This is a genomic window from Schlesneria sp., from assembly GCF_036405755.1.
Lineage (GTDB): Bacteria > Planctomycetota > Planctomycetia > Planctomycetales > Planctomycetaceae > Schlesneria > Schlesneria sphaerica.
Genome location: NZ_DASWWZ010000731.1, coordinates 1 through 11,796 on the forward strand (window position 1 = coordinate 1; position 11,796 = coordinate 11,796).

The following is an 11,796-nucleotide window of genomic DNA, read 5'->3' on the forward strand; positions in this document are numbered from 1 at the left end:
AATTGATCGGACGCCTGGAAACGTTGGCAGAGAATGACGCACAGAATGTCGCGCTCCAGTATTACCTGGCGGAACGTCTGACGGACGTAAACGAGCTGGAGCGTGCCCGGAAGATCTACGACACTATGCTGCAAAGTGGCGGGGACGCATCGGGGTATGCAGGACTCGCTCGTGTCTTGCGAAAGATGCAGAAGTCGGATGATCTGCTGGACGCACTCGGTCGCGGTATGGCTCGCGGCGAAGAAGCGATTGCGTCGCTGGAGTCCGAAGTGAAAGCGCTGGCCGAAGACAAGGCGCTCGTCGCCATGTTGATCGAGTCGGGCCGAACACGTGCCAAAGCAGGCGAACTGAAGCTCGATGAAGCCATTCTGCTGGCCAAGCTGGCGGCTGCCTTGAAAGAGGCGGATGCATCAGAAGAGTTCTTCCAGTTGGCACTGTCGCTTCCTCCCAGCCCGAATCGGCCGAAGATCGCCACTCAGATCGAGTTTGCGGACACAATGGCCCGCCTGCGTAAATATCGCGTCGCTGCTGAGGCCTACCACGAAATCCTCGAGTCCGGTCAGTTGACGGAAAAGGGGAGGGCCTGGACCTACTTCTCGCTGACTCAAGTGCTGACGCGAGACAATCAGATTGACAAAGCTCTCGAAGCGATCACAAAAGCGATTCAACTGGACGACGATAACTACGAATTTCGCCTGTTTGAATCGGGGATCTACACCCATGCCCGCCGCTGGGATGAGGCCCTCCTCAAGCTGGAGCAGGTGATGACGGATTTCCCGGATGTCCCCGAAGTCGTCACTCGTGCCCAGTTCAGCCTCTCGAACGTGTACGTTCAGAAAGGTGAGATGCGCAAGGGAGAGGAAATCCTCGAAAAGGTCCTGGAAATGGATCCTGAAAGTTCGCAGGCGAACAACGACCTTGGTTATTTGTGGGCCGAGCAGGGCAAAAACCTGGAACGGGCCGAGAAAATGATTCGCAAAGCCCTGCAGGCCGAGCCGGAAAATCCGGCGTACCTGGACAGCCTGGGCTGGGTCTTATTCAAGCTGGACCGAATTGAAGAGGCCATTCCGCCTCTGGAGCAGGCCACTCAAAATAGTTTCGGCGGCGACGCAACCCTATGGGATCATCTGGGTGATGTCCTGTTGAAAGCCATGCAGACGGAAAAGGCCATTGAAGCCTGGCAGACGGCCCTTGAGCATTCCGAAGAAGAAAATTCTCCTGACGTAGAGCTGATGGAACGGATTCGGGAGAAGCTGAAGCAGCACGGAGCTCAGTCACGACCCAAGCCAGCAGAGAAGGGCTCGCCCTGAACCTTTGAGTCTGCTGATACCGGGGTTGAGACTGCTTGCCGAGCAGATTATTCTCTCGCCCGACCTGTTCTGCACCCGAGACCATTCCGGGTGCGCCCTTACCCCTCGCATTACTTCGAATCTGACTTAACCAAATATGGCAGGACATTCCCACTGGGCGAATATCGCGTTCAAGAAGGGCCTTGTTGATAAAAAACGAGGAAAACTCTTCGGCAAGCTCTCACGTTATATCATCGTGGCTGCACGTCGCGGCGGCGGTGATCCTGCCGCGAACCTGGCGTTACGCTACGCAATCGACCGCGCCCGCAAGGCCTCGATGCCGAACGACACGATCGACCGGGCGGTCAAAAAGGGGACCGGGGAACTTGAGACCGAAACCTATGACGAGGTCATCTACGAAGGTTATGGGCCGAATGGTGTGGCCATTCTCTGCGAAATTCTGACGGAAAATCGGAACCGGACTGCGGGCGAAATTCGTAAGATATTCGAAGTGAACGGCGGAAACCTGGGCAGCACGGGGTGCGTTGCGTATCTGTTCGAACGCAAAGGAATTATCCAGATTCCGACGAAAGCCGTTGCCGAAGACCAGCTGTTCGAGGTTGCTCTGGAGGCGGGAGCATCCGATGTGCAGCAGGTTGGTGACATGTTTGAAGTCAGTTGTACTCCTGATGCTTTTCAAGCGGTGACGACGGCCCTCGAAACGGTCAAGATTCCTACCGAATCGGCGGAAGTGATGCGTGTCGCCTCCAACACGGTGGATCTCGATGTCGAAGCGGCGCGAGCTGTCCTGAAGTTGATGGAACTGCTCGAAGACCACGACGATGTGCAGAGTGTGACGGCGAATTTTAATATTCCCGACTCAGTGATGGCGCAGTTGGAAGCGGGTTGACCGCGCGCCGACTCGTTCTGCAGGCCGGTCGTTCCTTCACCCCGGTCACTCCGTACCCAGACTGCCTCAGGGGTGGCGCGACCGTTTCCGCTTCGTTCGTTTCTACAGGGCGTCCGACAGGAAGCGAATCGCGGCAGCGCCAGCGGAACCCCGTGATCGCGACAGCCTTGAAACCGGCGGTTTGCTTGAGGTTGTCGGGAAAGGATTTTTTTTGACTGCATACCGTCCTTGGGAAGCAGTCTTCCAAACGCCTGGAATGTCCGCAGCTTGGAGCGAGGCGGCGCACTGTATCCCGGCTACATCGGTGTTTCCGGTTACTCGACCGCCTGTTTGATCCCGTTCGAGAGTAGTTCTGCGGCAGTCGCGCGGTCATCGGGTTTCCGATCGATCAGTCCCAGATCCTGAGCGTGCACCAGTTGACGATAAGTCTCGTCTGTCGACCCCTTCGAGTCGGGATCAGCGACCGAAGGATGAATGACAATGCAGTCCCACTCTTGATGAGCGAAGCTGAGTGCCCAGTTCATGATCCACGAGAAGTTGCGTACGAATTCCTCGTCGACTTTCGCAGACGCACTTCGTGGCACGGCCAGAAGCACCAGATCGGGTTTGAGATTCCGGACGAGTGCTTTGGACTCGGCTTCCAGGGCCGCAATCGATTTGCCCTTGGTGTCCCAGCCACTGACCTCCACTTGTGCGGTGGGCTTCAGGTTCTTGATCGCGTTGCCGATCAGCTCGTTGTAAGGTGCCATCGCCAGGACCTTGATGGGCCGGTCTTCTTTCAGTAGCGACGCGAGACGAGGCAGGGATGGATGGAGTGGCCCCACTTGATCGAGAGAGACTCCCTTGCCCGTAATTGTTCGGCAGAGTTCTTCCGCCATTCTCTTATGGCCGGCCATATTGGGGTGAATCTCGTCGCTCAGCGTGAGACGCCAGGTCCAGGGTGCTCGAGTGAGGAGCTTCGTCCCGCTGAGATACTGGTCGCAAACGGGGGCGTTCATTTCTCGTCCTACAGCACGAATGATGTCACAGTAGGTGAGCAGTTTTTCGATCGGGCGACTCGCAGTCGTAATCACGGAGTTGGGGGTGCAGAGGATCACCTCGCTACCCGCATCGCGGCATCGTTTCGTCAGCAACTCAAGGTTGGCCCGGAATGTCTCGAGGGGGATCCGGGTGACGTCGTTCAATCCGAAGCTGATCGTGACGATCTGTGGATGATGAGCGAGCACGTCAGTGTCGAGGCGGTTCAGTCCGTCCTGTGTCGTGTTGCCGCTGATCCCCGCGTTGATGACAGTGATATCTTCGCGAGACAGAATCTTCCGGAGTCCGACCTCCAGCATTTCCGGGTACGCGCGGCGTCCACCGGTATGGTAGTAAACGCCGGTGACGCTATCTCCCAGGCAGACGACCTTCACGGGGCCTTCTTTGAGCATGATGCGAGGCGTAAATTCGGGTGTCGCCAGCGCCTTGTTGATCACATACTCAAAGGCTTGGAGCGAATCTTCGTAACTGGAATCATGCCCCCCTTCGGGCCGGTGAAGCAGATTGACAGGTGCCCCCCGAGCCTTCAGCGCGGCGGCCAGCCGCAGTGTGCTGTCGGGCGGAACAAGAGTGTCCCGGCCTCCCGTGGTGAATGCCACGGGCATTGTCAGTCGTTCTGGAAACAGTTCGGCCGAGCGTGCCCGATAGACCGCAGGAACCTCGGCTTTCGTTCCGCCGTAAGATTCGGCAATTTCTTTGGCGAATCCCTCGTACTCGGCCATGTTCGAGGTCCCGTTCAGACTGACTGCACCGTCGACCACTTCTGGATGGAGTGCTGCGAAGATCATGGCAGATGTTCCTCCCATGGATCCACCACTGACGATCACTTTTTCAATACGGAATTGCTGGTGAAGATCGTCAATGATTTGCAGCATGTCTGCTTCGGCGGCGGGGCCCATCCAGGATGTTCTGGCACGATAGTCGGGAGAGACGTAGATCATCTGATGCTTCGCGGCGGCATCGCGCGCAGCGCGACATTCACCCCGCCCATCGTTCACAAACTGCCAGCGGTCTGACCCGTGACCGTGCAACGCGATCAGCAGGCTGTACGGCTGATCTTCGCGAAAATCACGTGGCTTCTGAATCACGTAACGCTGCTCTGTTCCATCCAGGCGGGCGATGAAACTGACGTCGACCGGTGGACCCAATTCCTTCACACCCTCGGCAGCGACTGACATCCGGTGGTGTCCCAGTAATCCCATGGTCAACACGATGATGCCGAAGCCGACAGACGTCTGGTAAACGCGCAAGCACGGTGTTCGTCTCATGAACTTGTCCAAGTCAAAGGAGTGAGGGAATCGCCCTTCGGATCATCATGTTTGGGACCGTCCGCGCCGGGGCCGATGGGGGGCCTGCAGCCAGCGAGGTCGGTGGTGCAGGGCCGCTTACCTGGAGAACTTGGTGGGAAGTGGAACGCCCAGTGTGTCTTTGTTCGCCTGGAATCCGTCCCCGTTGACGTCAATAAAGATCGGGTTCGTCATTGCGGCAGGACGCGCATTCCCGACGTCTGTAGCGTAAATGTTTGTCAGCTTTCCTTGAGTGTTTCCGGTTGCCACGATGATGTGAGCATCGGACGATATCTCCAGGTCGAGCGTTCGTTCGAACTTCACAACTCCACCCCGGAAGGCATCGGGGGTTTTCTCGCGTGAGTAGTTATGCTGCTCATGGACACGTCCATTGACGAGGACGAACAATCGGTCGACGTCGAGCCAGTTGGGACACTGCACACGAACTTTCAGAGACACCCGTCCGCTGGGGGCTTTCAAGTCTTCACCAGAGACGTGAAGCTCAGAGCGACCTGATTCGTGAGCCTGGACCTCAAGGTAAGGACCGTTCGACATCACCAGGCGTCCCCGTTCGGCGGAACGGACCATCTCCCTGGGATCAATTTTCGCAGGATCATCCGTCGATGAGTGGACCCAGTTGCGTAACCAGCCCGATCCGTGGAAGTTGTAGTGTGAGTCGGTATTGACGACGCCGTAGATCCGGAATCCCTGATTCAGCAACTGGAGCCAGTTGAAGATCGTGTTTGGCTGCTGCCGAGTCCCTCGCTGGACGATCGGGCCGAGTTCCAGAACATGGTCGATCGGATGAATTTCAACCACATCCATGAAGGGGAAGGCACGTTCAAAACCAGAATCAGGTTTGCCGTCTCCGTCTTTGTCGTAAAACATCCACCCGAGGTCCGGGTGGTTAACCTGCAGCAGTTTCTCGCTGCGTCCATCATGCAGGACCAGACGCTCAATCTGCGATTCGAGATCAGGGCCAGTCACAGGGCCCCCTCCGTCCTGCGTTCGCTCAACCAGTTTGATCGGGAAGGCGTTCTGATGGTTCAGCGGCAGGGGCAGGCCGGTCAGTTCGATCCCCGAGACTGTCATCATTTGCGAACCGATCCCCAGCCGGTCGATGTGTGGCTGGTAGGTACTGACCCGGTTGTGCTCTGTGCAGGGGGCAAACTCGATATGCTCGGCCACCAGATTCAGAACGCGACCTAACTGGCTGGAGGTGTTGTCGCCCGAAGGGCTGCTGTGGCTGTGAAAATCACTGCTGACCCAACCCGGCGTCTCGACTGTACGGGGAAGCGACGCGACCAGAGAGGCCGATTCACCGGGCGAGATGTCGAGTTCCGTGAACACCGCGTCAAATTCGGGGCCGTGGCTGATCGTGACGGCATATTTACCGGGGGGGATCAGTCTCTGGAACTTACCGTTGGGGGTGTAGATGAGGTTCCGAACGGCAAACTCGCCGCTTTCCGGACCGTAGTCAAGTTTGTAGTGACCGTCGAGTGGTTTGAACTCTACCTTGCAGGGAATGAGTCGCTGCTGGCCATCGGTGATGGTCGCCGTCACGGTTCCGGGATCAAAGTCGACCGTGAGTACCTCGGGTTGACCATCCGTCTTTAGTGGCAGGTTGGCTGCAATTTTGTTCCCGAAGGCTGACAGGTCCACTGTGACCGGTTCGCTGGGGGTCACGACCGTCAGCCGTCCATCGTTGTCGGTTCGAGCAGTCCCATAAGATGCACTGCCCAGCTTGAATTCCACCAGCGTCCGCGGGATGGGACGATGACGTTTGTTGAGTACGACGAGTTGGTGTGTCGTCGAATTTCCGGCAGTCAGGCCCCGCGCAATCGCGTTGACTTCCAACCGGTTCTTTCCCGGATAGAGACGACGTTGAAACGTGTAGGACTGACCGGGTTCTAATGCGACGATTGTCGCGCCGTCGGGACGTTCATACTTGATGGCCGTGACTCGAGCATCGCTGGTCAGTTGCAGCTTCAAACCTTCGGCATCCAACCCATAGGCCTGATCCCAGTAGCGGTCTTCCACCCAGAATTGATCAACGGTGCCATTAGGCGTCCGCAGCATTTCTTCCTTGCCGCCGTCCATTCGAAAATCATCTTCCAGCGGAATCGACTGCAGTTTGTTCGAGCGATTCGTGAGCGTGGTCACGACGGTCAGAAAGCGATCCTGGGGACCTAACTGATAGCGGACCGTCGCTTCAGGTCGGTCCTCACCCGCTTCGGCCTTGAGAACCACCGCCGCGGATTGACCGGAACGATAGGGTTGATCGAGCGATACTTCGGCCCCTTCGGCGTTGACGATGGATGCTTGTCGGAATGGGTATCGTCGTTTACCGGGATAGTACGCGGCCAGTTGATCACTGGGAGCGGACTGAACGGCCAGATCGATGAGAGCCCCGGCGATATCCCGTACGGTCATGTTTGCGTGTCTGGTGGCGATCGGTTGGCCGATCACGGCAGAGAGGTAATCGTTCCGCAGGGCGATGTCGCCGTAGATCGAGTCGACCTCCTTCCCGTCCGCGACGAACCGGTTCCAGGTCTCTTCCGATAAAACTCCGATTTCAACGAAGCTTTCACCTGTCTGTATCACCTGACGAGCGGTTCCCAGACCGACGACCAGTCCCAGCAAAAGGACTGTTCCCAGCACTGCCATCAAAGACTTCATCAGCGGGCCCTTCGTTCTTGATGCAAGCGTTTCACGTCGTCCATGAATCAGCAGGCAAATTCTAAAATGGCCCCTGCGAGATTCCAAACCGGGGGGCGGGAAATTTCCTGTTTCAACGACAATTCGTATCCGTGTCCAACTCGGCCGCACTGTTTCACAGTCAGCTTCACAGTCAGCTCCCCTTCGTAAACCAAAACTCGGCTGTTCAAATCCTCTTTTGTGGAGCATGATTCAAGGCGCAGAGGGGCTCCGACGCACTTGGTACCGCGTTCCCCTGCAGAACGTATCGGACGGCGGCAGTGATGAGAGGGACGATCAGGGCCGTGATTGGTCTTGAGGAAACTGCTCTGTCCGTGAAGTCGGGGGCCTCGTTGCATCCGAACGTGTGGGGTCCCCGTGCAGGCCAGACAAGGTTGAACAGAGGCGCGTTTCACCGTTACTCTCTCTAGACGACATTGCTCAGAGTCAGGATGATACACGACCTTGTTTCGGGAGGATTTCTTCAAATCATGTCTGCGATGTCGACCGAGTCTGCAATTTCGTCCCTGGACGGACCTGCTCGCCCGAGGGACTCGTTCCAACCTCCCTGGATCTTTCGGAACGGCCATGTTCAGACACTGGCCGGAACCTATCTGTTCGGACGGAACACGGATCGTCTGACGTTCGCCGCGCCGACCGTGCAGCATCTGGTCAGCGTGGATAACGGTGACCGAGTTGTCTTCCATGACGATTGCCCTGTTGCATGGAAGCCCGGTGATCGCGTTGCCATCATGTTGCATGGACTCGCGGGTTCGCATCAAAGTCCTTACATGAAGCGAATCGCCGTGCAATTGTGTCAGCACGGCGTCCGGACGATGCGGATGGATTTTCGTGGCTGCGGCGCGGGGATGACGCTGGCCCGGTACCCTTACCACAGCGGTCGTTCCGACGATCTGCTGGCGACGTTGAGAGCCGTCCAGGAGCTGTGCCCGGGGTCTCCCGTGAGTCTGATCGGCTTCTCAATGGGGGGGAACATCGCTCTGAAATTTCTGGGTGAAAGGGGACCCCTGGATGGGATTTCGCGAGCCGTTGCCGTCTGCCCGCCAATCGATCTTTCGCTGACGATCGACTTCATCGGGATGGGGCTGGCACGAGCTTACGACGCGTACTTCACCAAGACGTGCATCCAGAACGTTCGTCGGAGACTGAGTGCCCGGCCCGATTCGGTCATTCCCGCGGGTTGGTTCGACCGACCACCTCGTACGATGCGGGAATTTGATGAAACGTTCACCGCACCGGTTTGTGGATTTGCTTCGGCGGCAGACTACTACGAGAAGTCCAGTTCCCGTCCGTACCTGTCTAAGGTGATGGTTCCGACGCTGCTGATTGCTGCTCAGGATGATCCCGTAATCCCTTTTACGCCGTTTCTGGACACATCGCTTTCTTCTTCGATTCTGTTGCGGGCTCCACGGTACGGGGGGCATATTGGCTTCGTGACGACTCGCGGACCAGCCTGGCTCGACCAGCAGATTGTGGATTGGACATTATCTTGAAAGACTGGCGTCTCGGCCTGGTGCTCTTCCTCGGAGTTGTGATTGCGATCGTCTCGGCCGCTCGAATTGTTACGGATAAGCCTCACAGCTATGAAGAACAGGTTGCTGCAGCGACGATCATGCGTCCTGCGGCGGGATTCGATGCTCTCGACTCGGACAGTCATCTGGTTCGCCTCAATTCCTGGCTGGGGCGCCACCGCATCATTGTGGTGTTCTTTGACGGCGAGGCCGGAGCCGACCAGGACACCAATCTGCTGCGGCTGAGGGATCGTTATGCCGAACTGCAGGCGCTCGACGTCAAGGTGGTCGGAGTCACGGCGGCCATTCCTCAGGAGAATCGTGCGGCAATGGAGCGAGCCGGCGGGAAATTCCCGTTCCCGGTCGTCTCGGATATCGATCCGCAATCTCCCGAAGGAACGCTTCGCATTCATCGGCGCTGGGGACGACTGAATCCAGCCAATGACAAGACTCTTCCCGGGGTGTTCCTGATCGACCGGCGAGGCATGGTGGCGCATCTCGGCCCAGTGCCCAAACCCGAGAATGACATCGATCAACTGATACAGTCACTCGCGAAGAAATAAACCCTGGCTCGACCGATGCCGGACAAGGTGTTTGTTCCGGTATCGAGTTTCCGTCGAGGCCTGCAGATTCTGCCTGCCGTCACGCGCAGCGAGCCCGTTTCGATTTCCCGCGTCAGACGTGCATTGACCCTCTCCTCTGGTAATGGTTGTTGGCATCACTGCGGTGTCTGGATTCGATAGAGTCTGGTGTCAGTCCGTAGAAACAGCGATCGATCTGCGGCCGCGATGGTCGCCTGAGTTCGTCCGGGAAGCTCGTTGACGGCCAGCTCGGTATACGCTTCTTTCGTGGGAGCGATGACGTAGGTTTTTCCCTGTTCATCCAGCAGGTAGATCCGGTTTTCAGCAAAGAGTAACGATGACGTAAAGTTGCCACCCAGTCGCTTCTGCCAGTGCTGCTTTCCCGTTTTCGCATCCAGGCAGGTCGCAATTCCGTTATCGGCAATCAGATAAAGTTCGTTGCCGACGAGCAGGGGGGAGGGATTGAGCGGTGCCCCGCGATCAAGCTTCCACACCATGTGCGATTCGGTCACGTCACCCGTCCCGTCAGGCCGAACCGCATAAATCCACGGCTTGTCGTAACCTGAGCAGAGGAAGACGAGACCCTGCCCGTGCACCGGTCGCGGCACGTTGGAATAGCCGGACGGATACCGGAACCGCCAGATCTCTTTGCCGCTGCGCGGTTCGTAGCCGATCGCCCACTCGCCCCCGGTACTGACCAGTTGCGGCTGCCCGTTGACTTCGATGAGAAGCGGAGTCGAGTAGGCCATTTTGCCGTCGCGCGGTGTCTTCCAGACTTCCTCGCCCGTCTTCTTGTTCAGAGCCGTCACATATTGCACGTCGGTTCCATCGCACGCGATGATCAGTAAATCATCGAACACGACGGGACTGCCGCCCGGTCCGTGGCGGTGGTTGTACTGAAGCTCTGTCTTCCAGACGATTTCTCCGCCACGCGTCAGACAGGCTGTTCCCAGTTTGCCGAAGTGCACGAACAGTTGCGGCCCGTCGATTAATACGGAGGGAGAGGCATAACTGTTCTTGCCATGCACGGGCCCGGGATCGTCGTGGTGAAAGACTTCGACGTTATGCAGTTCCTTGCCGGTGTCCCGATGCAGGCAGATGACTCGTAGTGACTTTCCTTCATCAAGAGCCGTGGTGAGCCAGACTTCGGTTCCGGCGATCGAGGGAGTCGACCAGCCGAGACCGGCGATGTCGGTCTTCCATCGAATGTTGTCCGTCTCGCTCCAGGTAAGCGGTAGCGCTGTTTCGTCCGAATGCCCTTCGCCGCCTGCACCTCGAAATTGAGGAGAGTCCCCTGCGAACAGGCCGGTAGAAACGAACAGGCAGATGGCCAGAAACCCAAGTTCACGCACGGCAATTCTCCTGAAGACGGGACCCGAGCTGACTGAGTAGATAGCAGAGCGAAGCAGAGTTCAAGCGTATCACTGCTGTTCGATGCCAGGACTTCGGAACTTCTCCAGTCGCTTCGATACTTTTCTTGCCTGTCTCATTACTGATCCCGAAACTGGTACGAGTAAAGGTCTGCGTCACGGAGTACGAAGCGAACTCGCACGGACTTGCCGATGAGGTGGGCGAGGCTTTCCTGAGACTTCCAGGTGACATTTCGGTCCAGTGTGTCTCCGAAGACCTCTTCGCAGTCCTTCAGAGCGAAGCCGGGAAATGGTTCACCTTGTTCGTTCTGAATCTCGACCAGGATCCCTCCTGCGGCGGAGGTGGCCAGATTCAGCGAGAGCTGCTTTCCTGTGAAGGTGATTGGTTTCGTCACCAGCTCTCCGCCGCGCATCGGAGCCCAGGCCGACACGAAACCATCCAGGCGGAGCGAGTATCGTCGCACCTGATCACTGTTCCCGGTCCAGTACCCTTCCACTGCGTACAGGGAAAGCTCGTTCGGAGCCCCCTCCAGCGTCCCTTTCGTTTCGACCAGATGCCAGGCGATGCATTGATGTCCATAGTTCCAGGTTCCGTCCCGTTCGATTCCCGGCCGCAGGAAGCCTTCATTCCACCGGTGAAAGGTGACACCGTCGCGGCTGGCCATCAGCAGGCCTTCGGTGATCGCTCGACCATATCGTTCATTGGTTCTCGACCGCCACACCCGATTCTCGTATTCAGGCAGGGCGCGGAGAGCAGGGGACCAGCGTGCGATGTGGGTCGCCGTGGCACTGACCCGCGACTCGTGGCCCGGGGGATTCTGGTGCCCCCGCTCGATATACCGCATGGGAAAGCCCAGAAGCAGATGGGGGGCTCGATGATAGGGCTTGACCTGATTCGTGTAGAGCTGTTCGGACGGGGAGTCGACGTAGGCGAGGTCGGCCTGGTTGGTCCAGTTCAGAAAGTCGGTTGACGTCGCCGTGCGGATGGCACGATCCCCTTGCGGGTCCCAGGTCTTTTCGTCGTAGCCTCCCTTGGTGAAATAACGCCAGTAAGCGCGGTAAACCTGGCTTTCGGCATCCCAGAAGGCGAGGT

At 57.7% G+C, this 11,796-nt stretch carries 7 protein-coding genes and 1 pseudogene; 4 read left to right on the forward strand and 4 right to left on the reverse strand.

Annotated elements, in window-relative coordinates; genetic code table 11:
• The coding region (locus tag VGE80_RS24035; RefSeq protein ID WP_440594412.1) for a tetratricopeptide repeat protein at positions 1 to 1,310 on the forward strand (1,310 nt) is incomplete at its 5' end.
• Between the two features lie 136 nt (positions 1,311 to 1,446).
• Complete coding sequence (locus VGE80_RS24040) at positions 1,447 to 2,199, forward strand: YebC/PmpR family DNA-binding transcriptional regulator (RefSeq protein WP_440594413.1); 753 nt, start codon at positions 1,447 to 1,449, stop codon at positions 2,197 to 2,199.
• Between the two features lie 314 nt (positions 2,200 to 2,513).
• On the opposite strand, the gene VGE80_RS24045 is transcribed toward VGE80_RS24040, so the two are convergent.
• On the reverse strand, positions 2,514 to 4,505 hold the full coding sequence (locus VGE80_RS24045) for an SGNH/GDSL hydrolase family protein (RefSeq protein WP_440594414.1): 1,992 nt from the start codon (positions 4,503 to 4,505) through the stop codon (positions 2,514 to 2,516).
• 117 nt (positions 4,506 to 4,622) lie between these two features.
• Positions 4,623 to 7,202: a CehA/McbA family metallohydrolase gene (locus VGE80_RS24050; RefSeq protein WP_440594415.1), complete on the reverse strand. Its 2,580-nt coding sequence runs from the start codon at positions 7,200 to 7,202 to the stop codon at positions 4,623 to 4,625.
• A gap of 509 nt (positions 7,203 to 7,711) precedes the next feature.
• Here VGE80_RS24050 and VGE80_RS24055 point away from each other — a divergent pair.
• Both VGE80_RS24055 and VGE80_RS24060 read left to right on the forward strand, forming a co-directional pair.
• Entirely contained in the window at positions 7,712 to 8,734 is a 1,023-nt protein-coding gene (locus VGE80_RS24055) for a YheT family hydrolase (RefSeq protein WP_373653391.1), read from the forward strand.
• The gene (locus tag VGE80_RS24060; protein WP_373653390.1) at positions 8,731 to 9,315 is read left to right on the forward strand and encodes a redoxin domain-containing protein; all 585 of its coding nucleotides are present in this window, start codon (positions 8,731 to 8,733) and stop codon (positions 9,313 to 9,315) included. The genes VGE80_RS24055 and VGE80_RS24060 overlap by 4 nt, the downstream gene beginning before the upstream one ends.
• 155 nt (positions 9,316 to 9,470) lie before the next feature.
• Here VGE80_RS24060 and VGE80_RS24065 read toward each other — a convergent pair whose 3' ends face one another.
• Together VGE80_RS24065 and VGE80_RS24070 are read right to left on the reverse strand one after the other, a co-directional pair.
• Positions 9,471 to 10,685 (reverse strand): PQQ-binding-like beta-propeller repeat protein, encoded by a 1,215-nt coding sequence (locus VGE80_RS24065; protein WP_373653389.1) that lies wholly within the window; start codon positions 10,683 to 10,685, stop codon positions 9,471 to 9,473.
• 137 nt (positions 10,686 to 10,822) lie between these two features.
• Positions 10,823 to 11,796: pseudogene (locus VGE80_RS24070) on the reverse strand (hypothetical protein); the annotation flags it as partial.

Coding starts and splice junctions, on each gene's coding strand:
- VGE80_RS24045 (WP_440594414.1), bottom strand. CDS start 4,505: ATGAGACGAACACCGTGCTTGCGCGTTTACCAGACGTCTGTCGGCTTC.
- VGE80_RS24050 (WP_440594415.1), bottom strand. CDS start 7,202: ATGAAGTCTTTGATGGCAGTGCTGGGAACAGTCCTTTTGCTGGGACTG.
- VGE80_RS24055 (WP_373653391.1), top strand. CDS start 7,712: ATGTCTGCGATGTCGACCGAGTCTGCAATTTCGTCCCTGGACGGACCT.
- VGE80_RS24040 (WP_440594413.1), top strand. CDS start 1,447: ATGGCAGGACATTCCCACTGGGCGAATATCGCGTTCAAGAAGGGCCTT.